Annotated in this window: 18 protein-coding genes and 1 pseudogene; 7 read left to right on the top strand and 12 right to left on the bottom strand. The window is 63.0% G+C overall.

Going from position 1 to position 21,197, the window contains the following annotated elements; all coding sequences use genetic code 11:
• Positions 1-71 precede the first annotated feature (71 nt).
• Together P6U27_RS08280 and P6U27_RS08275 are read right to left on the bottom strand one after the other, a co-directional pair.
• Positions 72-428, bottom strand: coding sequence for a cupin domain-containing protein (locus P6U27_RS08280; RefSeq protein ID WP_407193842.1), 357 nt, complete (start codon positions 426-428; stop codon positions 72-74).
• A gap of 13 nt (positions 429-441) precedes the next feature.
• A complete protein-coding gene (locus P6U27_RS08275) occupies positions 442-1,365 on the bottom strand; it encodes a glyoxylate/hydroxypyruvate reductase A (RefSeq protein ID WP_122401744.1) in 924 nt (307 codons plus the stop codon).
• Positions 1,366-1,686: 321 nt separating this feature from the next.
• Here P6U27_RS08275 and P6U27_RS08270 point away from each other — a divergent pair, with 321 nt between their 5' ends.
• The 4 genes from P6U27_RS08270 (at position 1,687) to P6U27_RS08255 (ending at position 4,849) form a co-directional block, all read left to right on the top strand.
• Entirely contained in the window at positions 1,687-2,565 is an 879-nt protein-coding gene (locus tag P6U27_RS08270) for a GNAT family N-acetyltransferase (RefSeq protein ID WP_122401743.1), read from the top strand.
• Between the two features lie 519 nt (positions 2,566-3,084).
• Complete coding sequence (locus tag P6U27_RS08265) at positions 3,085-3,732, top strand: CoA transferase subunit A (protein ID WP_122401742.1); 648 nt, start codon at positions 3,085-3,087, stop codon at positions 3,730-3,732.
• 3 nt (positions 3,733-3,735) lie between these two features.
• Positions 3,736-4,386: a 3-oxoacid CoA-transferase subunit B gene (locus P6U27_RS08260; RefSeq protein ID WP_122401741.1), complete on the top strand. Its 651-nt coding sequence runs from the start codon at positions 3,736-3,738 to the stop codon at positions 4,384-4,386.
• A 4-nt stretch (positions 4,387-4,390) separates the two neighbouring features.
• A complete protein-coding gene (locus P6U27_RS08255) occupies positions 4,391-4,849 on the top strand; it encodes a MaoC family dehydratase (protein WP_129144670.1) in 459 nt (152 codons plus the stop codon).
• Positions 4,850-5,071: 222 nt separating this feature from the next.
• On the opposite strand, the gene P6U27_RS08250 is transcribed toward P6U27_RS08255, so the two are convergent.
• Both P6U27_RS08250 and P6U27_RS08245 read right to left on the bottom strand, forming a co-directional pair.
• Entirely contained in the window at positions 5,072-5,956 is an 885-nt protein-coding gene (locus P6U27_RS08250) for an alpha/beta fold hydrolase (protein ID WP_122401739.1), read from the bottom strand.
• A gap of 8 nt (positions 5,957-5,964) precedes the next feature.
• Positions 5,965-8,472 (bottom strand): alpha/beta hydrolase, encoded by a 2,508-nt coding sequence (locus tag P6U27_RS08245; protein ID WP_129144671.1) that lies wholly within the window; start codon positions 8,470-8,472, stop codon positions 5,965-5,967.
• A gap of 130 nt (positions 8,473-8,602) precedes the next feature.
• On the opposite strand from P6U27_RS08245, the gene P6U27_RS08240 reads away from it, so the two are divergent.
• A complete protein-coding gene (locus tag P6U27_RS08240) occupies positions 8,603-9,529 on the top strand; it encodes an alpha/beta fold hydrolase (RefSeq protein ID WP_129144672.1) in 927 nt (308 codons plus the stop codon).
• On the top strand, positions 9,526-10,125 hold the full coding sequence (locus tag P6U27_RS08235; RefSeq protein WP_122401736.1) for a hypothetical protein: 600 nt from the start codon (positions 9,526-9,528) through the stop codon (positions 10,123-10,125). Before P6U27_RS08240 ends, P6U27_RS08235 begins: the two co-directional genes overlap by 4 nt.
• A gap of 18 nt (positions 10,126-10,143) precedes the next feature.
• On the opposite strand, the gene fabI is transcribed toward P6U27_RS08235, so the two are convergent.
• The 4 genes and pseudogenes from fabI to P6U27_RS08215 all read right to left on the bottom strand — a co-directional run bounded on the left by fabI (position 10,144) and on the right by P6U27_RS08215 (position 15,368).
• Complete coding sequence (fabI, locus tag P6U27_RS08230; RefSeq protein WP_122401735.1) at positions 10,144-10,932, bottom strand: enoyl-ACP reductase FabI; 789 nt, start codon at positions 10,930-10,932, stop codon at positions 10,144-10,146.
• Complete coding sequence (locus tag P6U27_RS08225) at positions 10,929-12,143, bottom strand: acetate/propionate family kinase (protein WP_122401734.1); 1,215 nt, start codon at positions 12,141-12,143, stop codon at positions 10,929-10,931. Before P6U27_RS08225 ends, fabI begins: the two co-directional genes overlap by 4 nt.
• A 5-nt stretch (positions 12,144-12,148) precedes the next feature.
• Positions 12,149-13,110 (bottom strand): annotated as a pseudogene (locus P6U27_RS08220) (phosphate acetyltransferase).
• 29 nt (positions 13,111-13,139) lie between these two features.
• On the bottom strand, positions 13,140-15,368 hold the full coding sequence (locus P6U27_RS08215; protein WP_407193841.1) for a DUF3141 domain-containing protein: 2,229 nt from the start codon (positions 15,366-15,368) through the stop codon (positions 13,140-13,142).
• 162 nt (positions 15,369-15,530) lie between these two features.
• On the opposite strand from P6U27_RS08215, the gene P6U27_RS08210 reads away from it, so the two are divergent.
• Positions 15,531-16,067, top strand: coding sequence for a GNAT family N-acetyltransferase (locus P6U27_RS08210; protein WP_122401731.1), 537 nt, complete (start codon positions 15,531-15,533; stop codon positions 16,065-16,067).
• 3 nt (positions 16,068-16,070) lie between these two features.
• Here the strand turns inward: P6U27_RS08210 and P6U27_RS08205 are convergent, their stop codons facing one another.
• The 4 genes from P6U27_RS08205 to P6U27_RS08190 all read right to left on the bottom strand — a co-directional run bounded on the left by P6U27_RS08205 (position 16,071) and on the right by P6U27_RS08190 (position 21,139).
• Complete coding sequence (locus P6U27_RS08205) at positions 16,071-16,535, bottom strand: hypothetical protein (protein ID WP_122401730.1); 465 nt, start codon at positions 16,533-16,535, stop codon at positions 16,071-16,073.
• Positions 16,519-17,436, bottom strand: a complete 918-nt coding sequence (locus P6U27_RS08200) for a DUF2950 domain-containing protein (protein WP_122401729.1) — start codon at positions 17,434-17,436, stop codon at positions 16,519-16,521. The genes P6U27_RS08205 and P6U27_RS08200 overlap by 17 nt, the downstream gene beginning before the upstream one ends.
• Positions 17,433-19,100, bottom strand: a complete 1,668-nt coding sequence (locus tag P6U27_RS08195) for a DUF3300 domain-containing protein (RefSeq protein ID WP_129144675.1) — start codon at positions 19,098-19,100, stop codon at positions 17,433-17,435. Before P6U27_RS08195 ends, P6U27_RS08200 begins: the two co-directional genes overlap by 4 nt.
• A 158-nt stretch (positions 19,101-19,258) precedes the next feature.
• Positions 19,259-21,139 carry a HAMP domain-containing sensor histidine kinase gene (locus tag P6U27_RS08190; protein WP_129144699.1) on the bottom strand — a complete coding sequence of 627 codons (1,881 nt, stop codon included), beginning with the start codon at positions 21,137-21,139 and terminating at the stop codon, positions 19,259-19,261.
• Positions 21,140-21,197 lie beyond the last annotated feature (58 nt).

The raw sequence follows: 21,197 nt of genomic DNA, 5'->3' as shown, positions 1-21,197 counted from the left end.
CTGGCCGCGTTGAAGCTGGTCAGACGCGGCCTCGCAAGTCGAATATTCTGAGCGCCGCTCAATAGCGGCCCTCAGCCATAATGGCAGACGTAGATCTTCCGCACGGTTTCGATCGTGCGCCAGACCCCGACGAAGCCAGGTTTCATCACGAAGCTGTCGCCGGCGCGGTACCTCCTGGTCTCGCCACCCTTTTCATCGATTTCGATCAGGCCCGAGAGGATGTGGCAGAACTCGAAAGTGGTACCCTTGATGGAGTGGGTCTCGCCGGGCGTTGCCTCCCAGACGCCGGTCAGCACCTTCTCGCCCTTCGAGGCATCCTGCGCCCAGGTCTTGAAGGATGGATTGCCAGAAATGAGCCGTTCCGGAGCAGGCAAGGCGTGCTTCGGTGCGAAATCCGGATTGGTGTCGATGGTGACCAGAAGCGACATGGTGTTCTTCCTGTTAGTAGCCGCGTGTTCGATCGACGAGGCCGATCGGGTTTTGTCCAGCGCGGTGGCGCCGGATGTTCTCTATGACCGATTGTGCCGCCGTATGCGGTTGCGTCACGGACGCGATATGCGGCGTGATGATCACCTTCGGATGGGACCAGAGTGGATGACTCTCCGGCAGTGGCTCGGGATCGGTGACGTCGAGCATGGCCGCTGCAAGATGGCCGCTGTCCAGCGACTCGATGAGTGCGCCCTGGTCAAGCTGCGGGCCACGGCCGACGTGCAGCAGCCTTGCTCCCGTCGGCAAGAGCGAGAAAAGCCTCGCATTCAGGATGCCGCTCGTTTCCTTTGTCAGGGGCAGAAGACAGACGAGGATGTCCGTTCCTTTCAGAAAGCTGCCAAGCTGATCGTCGCCGTGAAAGCAGGTGATACCTTCGACCGTTCTTTTGCTGCGGCTCCAGGCGGCAAGCGGAAATCGAAACGGTTTCAGGCGATCGATCGCAGCTTGCGCCAGCATCCCAAGCCCGAGGAAGCCCACGCGCCGATCGGTCGACTGAACACTTGCAAGGGCTTGCCAAAGGCCCCTTCCCTGCTGCTCCCGATAGGCCAGCATCTCCCGATGGAGAGTCAGCACGCCAAGCACCACGTACTCCTGCATCATGCGTATGATGCCGTCCTCGACCATGCGCACGAGCTTCACGCGCTCGGGTATCGTCTCAGGCTTGAATTGATCGACCCCCGCACCGATGGAAAAGAGCACTTCCAGATTTCGAAACCGCGCGACATCATTGGGTACGTTCCAGGTCAGCAGGTAGCGTACCTTTTCCGGATCGACGCATTCACCGGAATGATGGAATTCGAGATCAGGGAGTTCGCGCGCAAAGGCCTGCCGGAAAATTGCCCCCCGAGCAGCATCGGAATTGAAAAGGAACGCCATCGACGGGGTCCTCTCAGGTCCTCACCTGGGATGCTGGGCATTGAGACCGGCCCGGCCGGCCACTGAGGGCTGGAAAGGCGGCGATATTCACTGGGGCTCACCCTGCCTGCTGTTGCCGGATATCGATAGGCCGCAATCAGGAGCTTTCCCTGCTGAATCGAGTTGCGCTTGCGGTGGAACATTCCGAATACCGCCTGCCAAACAGGCGAAACCTGCTGGCCTTCCGCGTTATGCTGCTGCAAAACAGGGCTTGTGCGGCACGAAGCAGAAGGCCGGCGAGGCCCCCAAGGTTTGGGGGCCGCAAAGAAACGGATGAGCTGAATGGGACGAACGGTCCGCGTGAAGTCCTTTGAACTGGTGGCCAAGGACATCAACGACGTTGATGTGAAGCTGCTCCACGCGCTTTCGATCGGTGTCGGCTGGCCGCACCGCCCGAAGGATTGGGATTTCCTGCGCCGCGCCGGCCACGGCATCGTGGCCGTGGATGGCATAGGGCGCGTCTTCGGCAGCGCGATGTGGTTCCCCTATGGCCACGAATTCGCGACGATTGGCCTGGTGATCACATCACCCCGAACCCAGGCACAAGGTACTGGCCGCTGGCTCATGGAGCAGGTTTTCGAGCGGTGTGGCGATCGGAATTTGACCCTCAACTCAACCCATGCCGCCTATCATCTGTATCTGTCGCTGGGGTTTACGAAGGAAGCCACCGTGTATCAGTGGCAAGGAGAGGCCGTCTCACCACCTCCGCCGGTGCCGGCTCTGACCGCTGAATTGAGCTCGCTGTCCACTGCGAACATCGGAGAGATCGCGGCACTGGATGAACGCGCGTTCGGAGCTAACCGGCAGAAGCTGCTCGCATTGCTTTCTGAAGGTGCCGCAATCTCCGTCTTGCGCCGCGGCGGGGAGGCCGTCGGTTTTTCCATGAAGCGCGAATTCGGGCGCGGTCATGTGATCGGCCCGATCGTCGCCAGCAATGATTGTGACGCGATCCATCTCACGGCCGTGCATCTCAGAGATCTCGCGGGGCAATTCGTCCGCGTCGATACGCGGGAGCAGACGGGTCCGTTTGCGGACTTCCTTCAGCAGAGCCGCCTCGGGATAAACGACACCGTCTCGACCATGTCGAAAGGAAAGCGATTTCTGAACCGGAAGGAAAACGAGCCGTGGGTGTACGGGCTAGCCGGTCACGCGTTGAGCTGAGGCCATGAAGCGAAGCTCCGTGGGGGAATGGTGTCAACGGTGCCGATCGCGACCCTGCAGATAATCGGCCATGGCTACGGCGGCTAGCAGAGGGGACGAGCCGCTCGCGACGCCCCAGAGACGGACCCGAGCACACGAAATCGTAGATTGGCGCAGATAACCTTGAACAAAATTCATGCCTGGTTTGGCGGGACAGTCGCGAGCATCACTCTCAGGCAGGCTTGGGAGCTCACGTCCGAGGTTCTGTCCGGCAACGCGTCGACGCGCCGGGTGTTCGAAAAAGTCCGACTTCAGAATTGCGCGAAGTGATGATCCGAAGACGGTGCGGCTGGTTCTCGATCTCGGCTCCGCACATCCCGCGTGAGCCTCATCTCAACGCGATCGTGAACTGACTGAGATTGGTGGCGGCCCGGAACGGAATGATCGGAAGCCTTGACGCAGATCAAAGGAGGATCGTCGCCGGGTCCCATCATCCGTGCACCGCCCTTGTGCCAACGTGGGGCGACCGGGAGTTCAATCATGAAGGCCGTTTCCGTCGAAGAAGCCGTTGCGATGATCCCGGCGGGCGCCAGCGTGATGGTTGGCGGCTTCATGGGCGTCGGCACTCCGGAGCGGCTGCTCGATGAAGTCGTGCGCCAGAACAAGACAGACCTGAGGCTGATTTCGAACGACGCAGCGACACCGGGCAAGGGCGTCGGCAAGCTGTTCGACAAGACGCTGGTCTCGAAGCTGACGGCAACCCATATCGGCCTCAATCCGAAAGCCCAGCAGCAGATGCTGGCGAACCAGATCGCCGTCGACCTGGTGCCGCAAGGCACCTTCGTCGAGCGCATCCGCGCCGGCGGGTGCGGTCTCGGCGGCGTCCTGACGCCGACCGGGGTCGGGACGCTCGTCGCCGAAGGCAAGCGTCAGATCGAAGTCGACGGCCGGCCATTCCTGCTGGAAACGGCGCTGCGCGCCCAGTTCGCCCTCGTCCATGCCTTCCTCGCCGACTACCTCGGCAACCTGGCCTACGCCCTCACTTCGCGCAATTTCAATCCGGTCATGGCAATGGCGGCGGACACCGTCATTGTGACGGCGGAGCATATCGTGCCGGTCGGCGTGATCGCGCCGGATCATGTCGTCACGCCCGCGCCGCTCGTCGACTATCTCATTACCAACGGGTGAGCCATGGATCCGCAGATCGTCATCGCCCGGCGCGTTGCCCAGGAATTGAAGAGCGGCAACCTCGTCAACCTTGGCATCGGAATTCCGACGCTGGTGGCCAACTACGTCCCATCCGAGCTCAAGGTCTTCTTCCAGTCGGAGAACGGCCTGATCGGCACCGGCCCGATTCCCGAGCAGGGCATGGCGCATCCGACGCTCACCGATGCCGGTGGCCGCCCGATCAGCGCGCTGCCGGGCGCCTCGACTTTCGACAGCGCGATGTCGTTCGGCCTGATCCGCGGCGGTCATGTCGACGTCACCGTGCTTGGCGGCCTCCAGGTCGACGCGCACGGTCATCTCGCCAACTGGATGATTCCCGGCAAGATGGTGCCGGGCATGGGTGGCGCGATGGATCTCGTCAGCGGCGCCAAACGGGTCATCGTCGCCATGCAGCACGCGGCCAAGGGCAAGTCGAAGATCGTGGCCAAATGCTCGCTGCCGCTGACCTCGGCGCGTCCTGTCAATCTGGTCGTCACCGACCTGGCCGTGATCGGCTTCCCCGAGGGCAAGGCGACGCTGCTGGAGACCGCGCCCGGCGTCAGCGTCGGCGAGGTCCTGGCGCTGACGGAGGCCGAGCTCGCCATACCCGACAATGTTCCGGAGATGAGGCTCTGAGCCCATGCGGATATTCAGCGACTTCGACGAGATCAAATCAGCCGTCGGCTCCGAGATCGGTGCCAGCGACTGGATCGAGATCACGCAGGATCGCATCAATCAGTTCGCCGAGGCGACCTGCGACGAGCAATGGATCCATGTCGACCAGGAGCGCGCGAGCAAGGAGATGCCCGGCGGCAAGACCATCGCTCACGGGCTGCTCTCGCTTGCCCTGGCGCCCCTGTTCATCCGCTCGGTTATCGGCCTGAAGGGCCTGCGCAACACGCTCAACTATGGCGCCGACCGCATCCGCTATCTGGCGCCGGTTCCGGCGGGCTCGAAGCTGCGCGGCCGCGTCACGGTGGCCGAAGCCGAGGACGTGCCGCCCAACGGATTGCGCGTCAACTATCACCTCGTGATCGAGATCGAGGGCGGCAAGAAGCCCGCCTGCGTCGCCGAATTGATCGCGCTGCACTATCGCTGACTCAAAGAGTCGAAAAACAACCCCATGCACAGTAGCCATGGGGCTGAATTGACTGAGGTTTCTTGTTCACTCCGGATTCGCTCCGAAGCCGTTGCGCCGTCGGGCAAAACACTGGCAATATGTCACCATCGGCCCATGGGTCGCCGGACCGCTCAGCGTGGCGGCGCGCCGATCAATCGATGACGTGACGGCCGCCGTCGACATCGAGGATACCGCCGGTCGTCAGCCTGGCGCCGTTGACTGTGACGCGGCAAGTCCTCCGAACCAGGCACCAAAATAGCCCGCATAAAGCGCCGGCGATTCGAGGTTCATCGAATGCCCAATGCCCGGCACGATGACCAGCCGGCAATCCGGCATCGCTTCGGCCATGGCACGGAGATCGGCCGGGGCGATCCAGCCGTCCCGCTCGCCCCACAACACGAGGTGCGGATGCCGGATCTCCGGCATGCGCCGCTCCAGCTCGCCGCTCTCCCTCTCGTGTGTCAAGTTGACCGGCGTTCCGATCCAGATCCCCTCGGAGACGACGAAGGTCTGCTCGATGATCCGATCGAACAGCGCCTGGATCTCGCCGAGCCCCTCGCGAAAGCGCGGCACCATGTTCGGCGCAAGGCTCTCCGGGACGAACAACGAAGAGGCGGCGGTCGCCATGACGGACCGCGTCAGCTCCTTGCTCGCCATCATCGCCCTGAACAGCCCAATCTGATCGGCATTGAAGGCCATGCCGAGCGGCGTCACCGGGTCCAGCGCGAACACACGGCCAAACCGCCGCGGTTGCATCAACAGCATCCGCGCAGCAATGATGCCGCCGGTCGAATGGGTCGCAAGATGGCAGTATCGGATGCCCAGCGCATCGAGCGCCACCAGCATGTCCTGCGCATGCTGCTGCATGGAGTAGTTGGCGTAGTTGGTCGCCGGCTTCGGCCGGGCGCTGTCGCCGCAGCCGCGCCAGTCAATGGCAATGACGCGGAGTCCACTTGGAAACATCGGTGCGGCGAGCTCGATCCAGTCCTTGCTGGCGAGATTGCCGTGGATGAAGACGACGGTCACGTCGCCTTGTCCCCACTCCCGCCAGCCAAGCTGGACTTCGCCCGCCTGCACTTTCGGCATAGCGCACCCTATTTGTTGAGACCGGCCGTCGGCGCCGCACCGGGCGGCGTCGGCGCCACCGGCAAGGCCGACACCACCGCGCCCTTGATCATGCGGTCGGTGCCTAGCGGCGACGAGGTGTCGACCGTTCCCTTGGTCACGAAGTCCGCGACATCGGCGGCATATTCGACAGGATTGTCGGTATGGATGAAGTGACCGGTCTCCGGATAGACCTTGAGCATCGGCCGATTGCCGGCATTCGTCATCCTCGTCATGAACGGCGTAATGACATCGCGGCCGAGGTCAGTCAGCCCGTTGAAGGCAGGTGTAGGGATGAAAGGCTCCTTGTCGCCGAACGCAAGGAAGATCGGCGCCTTGATCTGGATAACCCGCTCATAGAGATTCTTCGGATCATCCTGCTGGAGTTCGGCACCGATGGTGTAGATGTCGAAGATGAAGACGTTGCACCATTGATCGAGCTCCTTGGGGTTGCCTTTGGTGAGTCCAACGCGCTGCTCGGTGTGGAAGCGGGCATACTCGCTGTCACTGAAGAAGTAGCCGCTTTTGGCTGCCGAGACCACGCCAGTGTCGGGGTCCCGCTTCTTGAAATAGAAGAAGTCGCGGATGTTTTGCTCGTCGCGCGCCTTCTCCGCTGCGAGAATGCCGGTCTGATCCCAGATCTGTTTCCACTTATCGAAGTCGCGGCCGAGGGTCGGATCGAACAGCGGCGCCTTCTTGTCCTTGGCGATGGTGATCTCGCGCGGATATTCCTCGAGACCGGACGGCGCTTCCAGGGCTAGGCCTTGCACCGCATCCGGCCAGGTCAGCGCGTAGCCCATCACGAACTGACCGCCGAGCGAATGGCCGAGATAATAGGCCTTCTTGACGCCGAGCTGGTTGACGACGAGGTCGTAGATCACCTCACGCATGTCCTGCATTGTCCGCGCCGGGCTCTTGTCGAGATTGCCGGGCCCGGACATGCCGTAATGCGGCAGGTCCGGCACGATGACGCGAAGACCGCTGCGCAGGGCGTACTGCATGATGTTGCCGTAATGGCCGCCGAATGCGCCCTTGCCATGGATGATGACGAGCACCTTCGGGTCCTTGTCGGTCCCAGCATACTCGTCCATGTAGCCGATTTCCCAGGAGTTGCCGCGCTTGTCCTTGGCGTCGGCGAATTTGACCGGATAGGGATAGGTCACATACGCCTTCCAGAACGACTTCTTCGGATCGATATTGTCGGCAACATTGGGCGCACGATAATTTTTGTCGACGAATTTCTGAGCGCGATCGAGTGCCGCCACGTCGTCCATGAAGGCGACGAACTTCGGGTCGTTCTTGCGCTGATTGATGATCGGGAACACGCCGTAATGGGCGACCGGGCTTTCCTGTGCGATCAGGTCCGCGCCCGGCACGCGGTCGACGGCCTTCTGCGCCAGCTTGAAATTCAGCCAGAGATCATTGGTGATGTGCATCACCAGCGTGCGGGCCTGGATACGGCCGAGATAAGCATTGATGTTGTGTGTCTCGCCGACTCGATTGCGCCAGACGAGGTCGACCGCATCATAAAGCTTGGCGCGGTTGGTGACGTTCAAGCCTGCCTTCTCGTTCGGCGGGTCCCAGTAGAAAATCTCGGGCTGCACCGCGGACCAGTTCTGACTCGTGCGGAAGGCAAAATCGTAACCCGTCATTCCGAGGATCGACCAGCCGAACGCAAGGCCCGGCACCGGGTGCTTCTCCTTGGGCAGTTTATAGTAATCGCCGTTGGTGGACTGCCAGACGGGATCGGATTGGATTGCCGCCGTCATCATCTGGAAGGTCCAGTTGCCGACGGGGTCCTCGCCATCCGACTGCGTGGTGCCGCCGATCGGCATCAGGGCGTTGATATATTCCGGGTGCATCACGCCCCAGACGTAAGTCTGCGTGCCGCCCATGGAGACGCCGGTGACCAGCGCGACGCGCGCAACCTTGAGCTCGTCGCGCAGCAGGCGGTAATTGGCCTGCACCATGTCGTAGTAGCTGTACTGCGGAAACCTGATTCCGAGACCATCCGACGGCTTGCTCGCTCCCCAGGTGCCGAGCGGATCGACCATGATCACGTAATAGCGGTCGGTGTCGATGGGGCGGCCGGGTCCGATGATCGGCACGCCGCCTGATAGCGCCGCGCCCTTGACCCATTGCTCGTACATATCAGTGGAATCGCCAGAGTAGTAGGAGTTGATAACGATGGCATTGGTGATCTCGCCGGCTGCATTGCGCCGGGCGTTTCCGATGGCGATATAGGCCGTGTGCAGCTTGCCCGCGCCCAACGACTCAAGGGTGACGCCCCCCTCGCCGCCGTTCTCCCATTTCGAGGGATCGGACAGGTCGTACTTGCCGCCGAGGCGGAAGTTGGCAAGCTCGTAGGTTTTCTTCAACCCGTCATGCTGCACCTGCGACGAACGTCGCGTGAAGGGTTGTGCGACTGCGAGCGCAGTGCCGACCAGCAGCAGGACCAGACTGATCAAGCTGCGCTTGACGATATCCCTCGCGGTCATGGCGGAGTCCTCCCTGGCGTATTTTGGCGACACGCTAGGCAGGACGACCGGGCGAGCTTTGATCTAACTCAACGGAATGTGCTTGCCGACGTTGAGGATCGCGCGATCGAAATCGCCGCCGGCCAGCGTAATGCCTTTCCTCAGTCATGGGTCATACCGGGTCCGCTATGAGCTCGACGGGCCGGCGGGCGCGCCGGCCTATGTCCTGGTGAACGGGCTGACGCAATATTCCGAGCTTTGGGGCGCATACCGCGAGGCCCTGCTGGCGCGCGGCTTTCGCGTTGCCACCTTCGACCTGCTCGGCCAGGGTGCCTCCGACAAGCCGACGCTGTTCATCAGCCAGGACGACCAGGTCGCCGCGCTGGGCCTCCTGATCGGCGAGCTCGGCAACGGCCCAATCTTCCTGAGCGGCATCAGCTTCGGCGGCCTGATTGCACTGCGCTATGCTATCGCGCATGGCGAACGGCTGTCCGGCCTGGTGCCGATGAGCTGCTTCGCCGAGCTCACGCCGCAGCTTCTGCTGCTCGGCAATGCGCTGCGGACCGGGCTGATCCTTGGCGGCACAAGTTACCTCCAGGACCTGCTGCTGCCGATGAATCTGTCCGACCAATGGCTGAAGCCGCTGCTGGACAAGCTCGACAGCGTCAAGCGGCAGGGCTGGCTGGTCAATGATGTCTACGCGCTCCAGAACCTGATGGAGTCCTTCCTGGATTTCCAGCCGCTCACGCCGCGCCTGTCCGCGATCTCGGTTCCGACCATGATCCTGAATGGCGAGTTCGACTTTCTGACCCCGCGCGCTCTGCACGACACCTTGCGTGTCGAGATTCCGGACAGTTCATTGGTGATCATTCCCAAGGCCTACCACGCCTTCACGCTGGAGAAGGGCGCGCTCACGGCCGATCTGCTGGCGCGCTTTGCCGAGGAGGTGCTGGCCGGCCGCTGGCAAGGCAATCAGGCGGTCTGGGTGGCGCCGGACCAGCCCGGCGGCGAGCTCACGCCGTTTCCGGCCGGCTACGATCATCTGCGCGCCATCCCGGTCAAGCGAGCGCTGCCATGAGCGACTTCCTCGGTCCCGTCGAGCCGGACGGCCGCATTCCACCGTACCAGCAGACGCGGGTCGCAGCATTCCTGATCTCGGCGCACGGCGCCCTCGCGCGGCAATTCGCCTTCACGCTGCCGGCGCGGCTCGACGCGGCATGGCAGACCGAGTTGAACGCGCAATTCTATCGCGAGGCCGAGATCGTCTCACTGCTGCTGCGCGCCACATCCTGGGGGCTGGATCTATCCCTGGGCTACATGGTCGCGTCCTGGGAGACGGCCTGGGCGCCTGCGCCGATCGACGGGATCGCAGACCCTCACCTTAACCAGGCGGTACACCTCGCAACGCTAGCCCACGCCGTGCATGCCGGCATCCGGCCGGCTGCGCTGCTACCGCTCGAGGCCAATGCGCAGGATCCCTTTGTCATGGCGCTGCGCCGGATCGAATTCGAGAGCGGCCGGCTGTTGCAGGCCCAGATTCTGTTTCTCAAGGGCACAGATCTTGCGCAGCATCGCGATGCGGTAAGTGCGGCGCTCGAGCAGCGTCACGCCGGCGTCCGCAAGCTCTGGCGCGAATTGCTCGAGAGCATCGGCATCGGCGCACCAGCGGCGTGACAACGCGCGATTGCGCGATCAATCGATGATATGGTAGCCGCCGTCGATATAGAGCACGCCGCCGGTGATCAGCTTGGCGCCGTCGAGCGCGAGGAAGGCGGTGGCGTTCCCGACATCGTCGATGCTCACGAGGCTGCGCGAAGGCGCCTTGGACTGCGCCTTGTCCATCAGTTCGTCGAACTCCGGAATGCCTGAAGCCGCGCGGGTTGCAAGCGGTCCCGGCGAGATCGCGTGCACGCGGATCCCCTTCGGACCCAGTTCGGCGGCAGCGTAGCGAACCGAGGCTTCGAGCGCGGCCTTGGCGACACCCATGATGTTGTAGTTCTCCACCACCATCTGACTGCCGTAATAGGTCATCGTGAACAGCGCGCCCCCGTTCTTCATCAGCGGCTCGGCGAGATGCGCCATGCGCAGGAACGACCAGCAGGAGACGTCCATGGTCTTGAGGAAGCCGTCACGGCCGACATCGACGACCCGGCCGTGCAACGCCTCCTTGGGCGAGAACGCAATGGAATGAAGCAGGAAATCGAGCTGGCCCCACTCCGACTTGATGCGCTCGAACACCGCTTCGGTCTGGCCTTCGACCATGACGTCGAGCGGCATGAATATCGGTGCTTCCAGCGCCTGCGCCAGCGGCTCGACGTGCTTCTTGGCGCGGTCGTTCAGATAGGTGACGGCGAGATCGGCGCCGAGCGCCCGGAATGCCCTGGCGCAGCCCCAGGCGATCGACTGGTCGTTGGCGATGCCGACAACGAGCCCCTTCTTCCCCTTCAGGGCGACCTTGCTGTCCGGAAATGCTGGGATCATGACACCCTCTCATGTCTGGAGTTTGGCGAGTGGCCGTTCATCAGAAGCGCCAGCGTATGCTGCGCGATCATCAGCTCCTCGTCGGTCGGCACGACGTAGACGGGGATACGACTTGTCGCCGCCGAGATCAGCCGCGCATGGCGCGCATTCTCGGCCGTATCGAGCATCACGCCGAGCCAGCCGAGCTGCTCCGCCACGCAGCCACGGATACTGCTCGAATTCTCGCCGATACCGGCGGTGAAAACAAAGGCGTCGAGACCCTGGAGTGCCGCGGCGAGCATGCCGGCATTGAGGCCGATGCGATAGACGAAATAGTCCAGCGCCAGCTTGGCTTGCGGGTCGGTGCTTGCCTCCAGCTCGCGCATGTCGTTGCTAACGCCGGAGAGTCCTTTCAAGCCGCAGTCGCGATAGAGCAAATCCTGCACCTTGGAAGCCGTCATCCCCTTCTCGGAGATCAGGTACAGCACGACGCCGGGATCGAGCTGGCCTGGACGCGTGCCCATCGGCAGTCCGTCGAGCGCGGTGAATCCCATGGTGCTCTCGACACTCAGTCCGTCCTTCATGGCGCACATCGAGGCGCCGCTGCCGAGATGGGCGACGATCACCCTGCGCTTTGCGATGTCTGGCGCGATCTGCAGCAGGGTCCTGGAGATGTACTCATAGGACAGGCCGTGAAAGCCGTAGCGCCGCACGCCTTCGGCGTGGAGCTGGTGGGGGATGGCGTAATGATCGGCCAGCGAACCGTGCGCGCGGTGAAACGCGGTGTCGAAGCACGCGACCTGCGGCACCGCGGGGAAATTGGTCAGGATCGAGCGGATCGGCGCGAGATTGTGCGGCTGATGCAGCGGAGCCAGCGCGATGAAGCGCTCCAGCCGCGCCACTACGCCATGATCGACCAGGACCGGTCGTTCATAGTCCGGCCCGCCATGGACGACGCGATGCCCGACCGCCATCGGATGGATGCGCACCTCGTTCCGCAGCCATTCGCCCGCAACGTTCATTGCTGCTGGAACGTCTGGGATCGTTTCGATCGGATAGGCTCGGTCTGCAATGGGGTCGTTGCCCGCCCTGCTCGCCCGCAAGCGCGGCCGGCTGCCGATGCCATCCACCTGTCCCTTGATCAGGCGGCGCAGCATGCCCTCACCCTCGACCGCAAAGACCTGGAACTTGACGCTCGACGAGCCGGCGTTGACGACAAGGATGCTGTCCATGGCGGTCACGCCGAAACTGCCGGCGCCTTCTGGCGCCGGGCATGAGCATAGAGCGCAGCGACGGCGCAGGACGCCATCCGCGCCCGCGGAGTGTCGGCGCGCGAGGTCAAGACAACAGGCACGCGCGCGCCGAGCACGATGCCAGCGCCGTCGGCCTTGGCGAAATAAGCAAGATTCTTGGCGAGCATGTTGCCCGCCTCGAGGTCCGGCACGACCAGTATCTGAGCGCGGCCGGCGACCTCGGACTTGATGCCCTTGATCCGCGCCGATTCGAGGTCGATCGCGTTGTCGAACGCCAGCGGCCCGTCGAGCACGCCCCCGGTGATCTGGCCGCGATCCGCCATCTTGCAGAGCGCCGCGGCCTCGATCGTGGACGGAATTTTCGACGTGACCGTTTCAACTGCGGAAAGGATGGCCACCCGCGGCGACTTGCCGAAGCCCGCCTGATTGTAGAGGTCGATCGCGTTCTGAATGATGTCCCGCTTGGCGTCCAGATCGGGGAAGATGTTGATGGCGGCGTCAGTGACGAAGATCGTCTCGGCGTAGGCCGGTACATCCATGACGAAAACGTGGCTGATGCGCCGATCGGTCCGCAATCCCCCAACCTTGGCCGTGACAGCTCGCATCAGCTCGTCGGTGTGAAGGCTGCCCTTCATGAGCAATTCGCCGCGCGCGGCATGGATCAATTCGACGCCCTTCGCGGCGGCATCGTCACTGTGTGCGGCATCCACGATCTCATAACCCGAGATGTCCAGGCCGAACCTGGCAGCCGTATCCCTGATCTTGCGCTCCGATCCGACCAGGAGCGGCCGGATGATGCCGGCAGACGCGCTGTCGACGGCACTCGCAAGGATGTCTCATCGCAGGGATGCACCACGACAGTCGGCGTCGGCGGGATTGCCTTGGCCGCGGCGATCAGGCGATCATACTTGCTGGGAGACTGCGTTGCCGTCGCATCTGCTGACATGATGTCGCTCCCGATCCTTACAACTCGCGTTACGACGCCTTCGCCTTGGGATCGAAAGGAGCGACGTTCGACGCCCTTTCGGAACCTTCCGCGGTGTCGAGGCCAAACAGGCCGGCGATCTGCCGCAGCCGGTTTGCGCGCTCGCCCGTGACATCCGCACTGGCCGAAAGCACCTGCTCGATCGCTTCAAATGCTGCACGACGAACGTGCATGTCTTCAGGCAGCAATTTCGGTATTGCGGCGAGCGCCCATTCTCGATCGAGCAACAGCATAAAGAACTGCTCGCGTACCAGCATCTTGAACTCGGCAAGAGACATGCGTGCGCCGCCATGATCCCGGCGGATCTGGCGCAGAGCCTCAATGCTGCGTTCGTCCACCATTCCCCGTGCCGACCCGACGTAGAGCAAAGCGCGCACCGCCGCTTCACGGAGGCCGCCCTCACCGATCCGCGACTTCAGATCGGCAATGCGCTTCTCGAGCATGGTGCGATGCTCGGCGGACATCTCACGCCGACGCGACGGCGTGGACGTCGGATCGATCCCGACGGCCGCCTGGAGCGTCGGGGACCCGTAGACGCTGAGGAACATCGCTTCGCTGAGCGCTTCCTGTGAATCGCGCCAGCTGTCGAGGGCGTGAACGACCTGCTTCGAGATCTGCTCCTGGAACGCCAGGAACGGATTGTCCGCAGCGACCGGCTTGCGCTCCTCGGCGGCCTTCTCGGCCAATAATTTTACCGTCGCCATGTAAGGATTCTGGCTGCTGAACAGCTCGTATTGCAGCCGCAGCGGATGCATGTTGTGAGCCCATTCCGCCATCTGCGGCGTCACCACGCGCTTGAGCCATGGCTGGACGAATTTCTGGTAGGCCGCCAGATTGATTTCCGAGATCCGCTTGGCTGTGGCAAAGCGTCGCTCGTCTTCGGGCGAATTGCCGCCCATGGCGCGGATGTCGTCGAGCGTCCGCGCTTCGCAGCGCATCACCCACTGGCCGACGACCAGATCCGAACTTGCGGTTTCCTCATCCTTCGCCTCGAATGTTGCTTCATAGAGCCCGGGCGGCAGAACGTCGATGAGGTCGATGTTGCTTGAAAATTCCGCGTGCTCCTTCTTGGCGACGCCGCCGGAGACGAAGATGCCGAGATGGCCGATACTCTTGTGCACGGTGTAGACGATGGTCTGGCCATAGGCCCTGATCTCATCGACATCGGCATAGCAATCGAGGATCCAGTGCAGCGCCTGCTGCGGCGGCGTGATGTTGTCGCCCTCGGAGCAGAACACCACGATCGGGGATCTGATGTTGCGGAGATCAACCTTCCGGCCATCGGACATTTCGATGTTGCCGGCGGCGAGATTGTTGCCGACGAACAGCTCATCGACGATGAACTGAATCTCCTCGGCGTTCAGGTTGACGTGGCCGCCCCACCAACGCTCGAATTCAAGGTACCGCTCTGCCTCGGTGTCGACCTTGGAATAGACGTTGTACTGCTTGGTCCAGAGCGTATTCGAGGGGTTCTGGTTCTCGAAGTTCTGCACCAGCCATGCACCATCGAACTTACCGGCGCCGAGATCAGAGGTCAGGGCCGTTAGCCAGCTTCCGCCCAAGAGCCCGCCCGAGTAGCGCATCGGATATTTTCCGTGCACGCCGGCCCAATAAGCCAGCGGCGCGCCGGCGATGATCAGCGGGCCGAACAGTTCGGGACGCAGCGAGGCCAGGATCATGACGGCCCATCCGGCCTGGCAATTGCCGATCACGCAGGGCTTGCCGTCGGCATCTGGGTGAAGGCTCATGACCTTTTCGATAAAGATGGCTTCGGCACGCGCGATGCGCTCGATGGTCTGACCGGGCATGGGGTCAGGCAGGAATCCGATGAAGTAGCAGGGATGACCTGCCTTCATCGCCACCCCGATCTCGCTATCCGCCTTGAAGCCGCCGATGCCGGGGCCGTGGCCCGCACGCGGATCGACCACGACGAACGGCCGCCGCTCCATATCGATCTCGACGTTGTCAGGCGGAACGATGCGCACCAGCGCGTAATTGACAGGTTCGGCGAGCTGGCGCCCGTCCATGATCAATTCGGCCGCGTATTGCAGAACATGCGGGGCGGTTTTCGCGACATGCTCCCTGTACTGATCCCCGCGCCGGCGCATGATATCCAGGAATAGGACACTGCGCTGTCCCGCATCGACCAGGTATTCGACTGCCGAGGCGATCAGCCCCGACATGGGACCTCCCGGAAATTGTACCTTGTCCATGGACATGTCCTCGACCTCTCCGTCGCTTTCGCCAATTGACGGCGCTGTGCGAGGACGAACGTTGATCTAGGTCAAGATGATCTGCTCGCTCGGGAGGCGTTTATCCTGCATTATAAGGCGTGAGACGCGTCTGGTTTGAGCCGACGGCTTCGGACGAATGACATCGGCATGTCACAAGTAGCAACTTACAGCGTGAAAACCGTCCTGAAGGACGGCACTTCGATCCAGATCCGCGCGCTTCGCGGCAGCGACGAGGCGGATATGCTCGCTGCCATCGCGCGTACCGGGCCGCAGTCGCTGCAGAGCCGATTCTTCATTTTGAAACGGCATTTCTCGGAGAAGGAGCGCACCTTCTTCATGGACGTGGATTTCAGCAATCACGTTGCGCTGGCCGCTCTCGTCGAAGAACAGGGGCGAGACACCGTTATCGGCGGCGGCCGGTACGTTATCGTCGAGCCCGGTCGGGCCGAGATGGCCTTCATGGTGGTGGATGCCTGGCAAGGCCGCGGGGTGGGCTCCCTGTTGCTGAGGCACCTGACAGACATCGCGCGCGAGCAAGGCGTACGAGAGCTCACGGCCGAGGTTCTGTCCGACAACAGGCCCATGCGCAGCGTATTCGCGAAGGCGGGCTTCAAGCTTGCGCGGAGTGACGATCCGACAACGGTGCACCTGTCGCTCTCGCTTGGGTCCGCGCCGCCGGACTGAGCCTCACCTCAAAGCGATCGTGATCTGACTGATATTGGCCGCCAGCTCAAATCCCGCCTTGGGGCCTTGCAGCACCATCGTGACGCCCTTTTCGTTGCGGAGGTGCACACCGTTGGCACCGCCGACCAGCGCAAAGCCGCCGCCAACGGAACTGTAGGTGCCGGCGAAATCACTGATCTCCCGGATACCGGATGCCCAGCCGTTGAGACGGCCGACCGTTGCACCGATCGTGATGCCGAAGCTCAGGCCGCTGATCTTGAAGGGATAGGTCTTGCCCCGGTACGTCAACACGCCGCTGCCGGCGCCACCGCCGACCAGGAGGCCTGCCTTGACGATCTTCACTCTGACCTGACCGGCTGCTTGCGCGAAGGACGGCGTCGCCGGCATGGTCAGCCCGAACGCGAGCAGGAGCAGCGCGATCAGGCGAAATGCGCGCCCGCGCACGCGCGGCTCAGGGTTTTGCGGCATCGACCTTCTTCCAGGTCTGGTCGGGATCGAACAGCGTGATGCGCTGCGCGATAGACTCGGTGCGCTTGCCGAGATCCTTCTGATAGACGACGCCGTCATGATTGACGAGGAAGGTCATGACGCCCGAATTGCCGTATTCCGCCGGCCAGGCGATCAGGCCGAAGCCGCCGATCATCTTGCCTTTGACAACGTAGTTGAGCGCACCGCCTCGCGCATCCGGGCCCTGCCCCTTCAGGATGTGGAAATAGTAGCCGTGATACGGCGCAGGCCCGACATCGGCTGCGTTGTAGCCTTCCCGTGACGCCTCGGCCGCCAGCGCGCCGAGCGGGCTCGGATCGCTGTCGTCGCGCCAGAACAGGCCGTCCTTCTTGCCGGGCGAGGAGACGATGCGCTGCGCGTAGACGCCCGCGCCCTCGCCGCGGTCCTTGTCGGCATATTCGTTTTGCGCATCGACATAGGCGAGCATGGTCTGGATCGCGTCGAGCTCGTTGCGGCCGATACGGCGACGCAGCACCTCGATCCGTCCTTCGTCGGTGTCGAACGCCCAGCCCGTCCTGGTGTTGACCAGCGGAATTGGGAACGGGAAGTCGTCCGGCCCGAGCATCAGGATCGCAGTCTTGTTGCCTTCTGTCTTGATGACGTGCTTGGTATCATACATGGAGCTGAAGCGCGCCCGAATGTCGTTGTCGGCGACCTCGTCGCCGGACGACACGATGTCCTCCGCGTTCCTGCCCAGCACTTTCAAGATGTCTTTCGGGCCGCTCTTCACCGCGGCCGCAAGCGCAGAGGCGGCCTCTTCCGGTGTCTTGTAGGATTCCTGCGCGAGAGAGGGCGATCCGAGCAGCGCGAGCGCGACGACGCCGGGCAGTAGCGCATGGCTAAACGATTTCAGACCGGTCATGGCATCACCTCCGCTGGAATCTTCGCGCCGCCGGCGAGCCAGTCGCGATAGGTGCGGAACGTCAGTCCGAGTTTTTCGTAATGGACGCGCAGATAGCCGTCGCTGCCGTGGGTCACTGCATCGGGCATGACCTGCTCGACCTCCTGCGCCATCACGCCGACATAAGCCTTGTGGCTGCCGATATAGCTGAACCGATAATAGCCAAGGCCATTCGAGAGGTGACCGAGCAGGACGAGATCATGCTTCAGCGCAATGTCGGAACGCCGGCCGCCGCCGCCGCCGCGGAAGCCGCCTCCTCCACCGCCGCCACGCATCGCCATTCCGCCACCGCCGCCGCGGCCGGCAAAGCTTGGTCCGCCGCCGCCACCGCGCGGCATGCTCGCCATGCTGGCGCGGCCGCGCGCGGATGCTGCGGCAGCCGAACGGCCGGAGGAAACGTTCATGGCGCCGCCGCGATTGCCGCCGCCACGGTTGGCCGCACCGCCGCCGGCGCGGTTCGCAGCCTTGGCGCGATCGCCGCTGCCCTTGGTCGCACCCTTGGCACGATCACCAGCCCCGGCACGATCGCCGCCGCCGGGCCGGTCGCGCGTAGCTGCGCTGGGGCGATCACCTGCGCCCGGACGGTCGCCGCGATTGCCGGCGCGATCACCTTGGCCGCCGCGATCCCCCGCACGATCTCCCGCCCGGTCCCCGGCACCCTGATCGGGGCGCAGCACCTGGTTGCCGTCGCGGCCGCGGAAATCCATCCGGTCCGACACGCCGGCCTTCAGATTGTTGTTGCCGAAGCGCTGCTGAACATTGCTATTGTTGTAGCGTACACCGCCGCGATGCGCCGGATTGTGCTGCCAGCCGTTGGCGATGTTCGTGGTGCGATGGTTGACATAGACGTTGCGGTTGCCCCAGTTGCAGCCGCCGCCCCAGTAATTGCCCCAGCGTCCGATCGCCCAGGCCGTGCCGAAGGCGATACCGGCGGCGACCATGCCGGCGCCGATATAGGATGGGTAGCCCCAATAATACGGCGGATACTCCGCATAGGGCCAGCTGCCGTAGACCGTCGCCGGGTCGTAATACGGCACGTACATCGCCGCGGGATCGGCCTGCTGGATGACGACGACCTGCTTGCCCTCCTGAGACTGGACGCTGACCTTCTGCTGCTTGGTGGTGACGAGCTTCTTGTTGTCATAGGCTTTGGTGCGCAGACGCTGGATCGCGTCCATCACGTCGGGCTGCTGCGCGAGGAAGGCATCGCCCAGCTTCTTGGTCCAGTCGAGCTGGTCGCTCATCATTGCGAGGACGTCGGCGGTGCTGGCCAGCGCCTTGACGCTGTCGTCCCAGCCCTGCTTCTCCACTTCCGTCTTCAGCGCATCGCCCTTCAGGCTCTTGCGATCCTTCAGCCAACGATCGGCCTGCACAACTTCCAGCGGATAGGTCGATGCAGCCAGTACATTGGCGAGGAGCTCGTCCGGATAAAGCGCAATCGGCGCAACCAGGGCCTCAAGCTGCTCGGGCTTCAGGAGCTCGGCCGTGGGCATCGGCGGGCTCGCGGGCTGCGCCTGCGGCGCTGGCGCTGGCGCTGCAGGTGTCGTTGTGGTCTGCGCCGTTGCAGCGACCGAAGTCGCCATCACAAGCACTAGCGCCATCAGGGTGTTGCCGCAACGAAACATCACATCCTCCCTCCGGACTTCCAGTGTGGGAGGATCGAGCCGGGGCGCAGGCGTTTGTTGATCGAGATCAACGAAACGAGGCCGTCGAGGCTGCCGCAGCGCACGGACGCACGACCATTCGACGAGGATTTTGGCCGTGACAGCCCGCGGATCATCTCTCAGCGCGCGACCGGGAGCCGGATCGTGAACAGTGCGCCTCCCGCCGGCTGGTTCGCCGCGGCGATCGTGCCGTGATGGGCTTCGATGATGGTTCTGGCGATCGCAAGCCCCATGCCCATGCCATGCGGTTTGGTCGTGAAGAACGGATCGAACAGGCTTGCGAGGTCGGAGGCGGGTATTCCAGGCCCGGTGTCGGCAATCCTGATTTCGGCCTGATTGCCGGCACGCAGGGTCGCGACGCTGACCTCCCGCTTTCCGGTGTCGGCGTCGGAGATCGCATCCATCGCGTTGATGATCAGGTTGAGCATGACCTGCTGAAGCTGGACCGGATCGCCCTTGACGTGAAGGGCGGCCATGACCGGAAGATAACTCAATGTGATCCGGCGCCCCTGGGCGAGCGCCTTCACGAGACCGATTGCTTCGCGCACCGTATCGTTGAGTTCGATGTTCTTGACCTCGAACGGGGTCTTTTTCAGAATGCTGCGCAGCCTGCGGATCACCTCGCTCGCCCGTTGGTCGTCCCTTCTGATGTCAGCGAGGATCTGCTGGATCTCGACCAGATCAGGCTGGGCAGCCCTGAGCATGAGCTCTGCCGTTTCGGCATTGGTCAGAATCGATCCGAGTGGCTGGTTCAATTCATGCGCGATCGAGGTCGTCAGCTCGCCAACGGCCGAGTACCGGTTCACGTGGGCGAGCTCCGTCAGCCGCTGACGCGATTCGACTTCCGCAACCCGCCGGCGGCGACGCTCGTGCAGAAGCCCGCTGATGAGTCCGGCCTGGACCAGGAACACGGCCGAGATCATCAGCATCTGCCAGCGATAGCGCTGCCAGATAGTCGGCTCGCGAAACAGAATGGTGCTTCCCGGAGGCAGGCGACTCTCGCTGATGCCCCAGCGCTGCAACTCCCGCCAATCGTATTTAGGAGGGGCATATTCGATCGGTTCAATTCTGACGTTTGCAGGCTCTTCGCCGCCCAGAATTCGGAGTGCCGCATCGGCGGTCTTTTGGCCGAGTTCAGGAATTGAATGCATCGGACCGCCGACAATGTCGCGTCCGAAAAACGACTCCTCAAAGCAGAAGATTGGGGCGTTCGCGACGGCATGAAGGCGATGCAGGGCAAACTTTCCATCATGAATGACACCCGCCGCGTCGACCGACATCAACCCCCAGAACAGAACCGTGTGCGGTGGAAGCGTCGACGCCCGTTTCAGGATCTCCTCGAACGACAGATCCCCGTACCAAACGAACGAAACTCGGTCTTCGAGCGGCTTGACGTCCCTCTTAACCTCTTCGAGCCAGAATTTTTCCAACGCAGACGCGCCGATGACAAGGGCTATCGTCTGCGTGTCCGGCAGCACCTGCAGAACGTTGCGGAAGGCCGTGACAAATTCGTTACGGACTGACACTACCGCGTCATTCCTGGTCAGGCGTGCGCGGTCGACCAATCGTTCCTCGACTGTCGTGAGGACCATTGGCGCCTTCGGAAACAGCCTCTCGCGATGCCTTTGCACGAATCCCGCCGCCGGTCCGCCAATGCTCATCACGATATCAGGTGGCCGCCCTTCGTACAGCGAGCCAAGATATTCGACGAAGGGCCCGTCAGGGCCTGGCGCGATGAACCTGGCAGCAAGAAGCGTATGCTCCTGGATATCGAGCGGCCAAGGAGAGCGCTCCTCGAGATTGGTCTTGATGCTGCGTGCGTACTCGCTCCAGGGCAAGAAATCACGCCCGAAGGAATGCAGCATCAACACACGCTTGGGCTCGCTGCGCGTTGCCGTGGCCGATTGCGCGCGCGCAGGGCCGCATAGCGTGCACGCGGCGAGCAAGAGGCCGAGACAAAGCCACGCAGCCGTAACCGGCCTGACCGCATCTGTGGACATGCGCCCGCTCAGCTCCACTCCCCGCAGCTTTCGCCGACTGCGACCTCCGACAATTTTA

It is taken from the genome of Bradyrhizobium sp. STM 3566 (genome assembly GCF_045571445.1).
In the GTDB taxonomy this organism is placed as follows: Bacteria; Pseudomonadota; Alphaproteobacteria; order Rhizobiales; family Xanthobacteraceae; genus Bradyrhizobium; species Bradyrhizobium vignae.
This window is presented reverse-complemented; position numbering and strand designations above follow the sequence as displayed.

Bases quoted from the DNA above. Each gene is read 5' to 3' on its own strand.
- P6U27_RS08280 (WP_407193842.1), bottom strand. From the start codon at position 428: ATGTCGCTTCTGGTCACCATCGACACCAATCCGGATTTCGCACCGAAG.
- P6U27_RS08275 (WP_122401744.1), bottom strand. From the start codon at position 1,365: ATGGCGTTCCTTTTCAATTCCGATGCTGCTCGGGGGGCAATTTTCCGG.
- P6U27_RS08270 (WP_122401743.1), top strand. From the start codon at position 1,687: ATGGGACGAACGGTCCGCGTGAAGTCCTTTGAACTGGTGGCCAAGGAC.
- P6U27_RS08265 (WP_122401742.1), top strand. From the start codon at position 3,085: ATGAAGGCCGTTTCCGTCGAAGAAGCCGTTGCGATGATCCCGGCGGGC.
- P6U27_RS08260 (WP_122401741.1), top strand. From the start codon at position 3,736: ATGGATCCGCAGATCGTCATCGCCCGGCGCGTTGCCCAGGAATTGAAG.
- P6U27_RS08255 (WP_129144670.1), top strand. From the start codon at position 4,391: ATGCGGATATTCAGCGACTTCGACGAGATCAAATCAGCCGTCGGCTCC.
- P6U27_RS08250 (WP_122401739.1), bottom strand. From the start codon at position 5,956: ATGCCGAAAGTGCAGGCGGGCGAAGTCCAGCTTGGCTGGCGGGAGTGG.
- P6U27_RS08245 (WP_129144671.1), bottom strand. From the start codon at position 8,472: ATGACCGCGAGGGATATCGTCAAGCGCAGCTTGATCAGTCTGGTCCTG.
- P6U27_RS08240 (WP_129144672.1), top strand. From the start codon at position 8,603: ATGCCTTTCCTCAGTCATGGGTCATACCGGGTCCGCTATGAGCTCGAC.
- P6U27_RS08235 (WP_122401736.1), top strand. From the start codon at position 9,526: ATGAGCGACTTCCTCGGTCCCGTCGAGCCGGACGGCCGCATTCCACCG.
- fabI (WP_122401735.1), bottom strand. From the start codon at position 10,932: ATGATCCCAGCATTTCCGGACAGCAAGGTCGCCCTGAAGGGGAAGAAG.
- P6U27_RS08225 (WP_122401734.1), bottom strand. From the start codon at position 12,143: ATGGACAGCATCCTTGTCGTCAACGCCGGCTCGTCGAGCGTCAAGTTC.
- P6U27_RS08215 (WP_407193841.1), bottom strand. From the start codon at position 15,368: ATGTCCATGGACAAGGTACAATTTCCGGGAGGTCCCATGTCGGGGCTG.
- P6U27_RS08210 (WP_122401731.1), top strand. From the start codon at position 15,531: ATGTCACAAGTAGCAACTTACAGCGTGAAAACCGTCCTGAAGGACGGC.
- P6U27_RS08205 (WP_122401730.1), bottom strand. From the start codon at position 16,535: ATGCCGCAAAACCCTGAGCCGCGCGTGCGCGGGCGCGCATTTCGCCTG.
- P6U27_RS08200 (WP_122401729.1), bottom strand. From the start codon at position 17,436: ATGACCGGTCTGAAATCGTTTAGCCATGCGCTACTGCCCGGCGTCGTC.
- P6U27_RS08195 (WP_129144675.1), bottom strand. From the start codon at position 19,100: ATGTTTCGTTGCGGCAACACCCTGATGGCGCTAGTGCTTGTGATGGCG.
- P6U27_RS08190 (WP_129144699.1), bottom strand. From the start codon at position 21,139: ATGTCCACAGATGCGGTCAGGCCGGTTACGGCTGCGTGGCTTTGTCTC.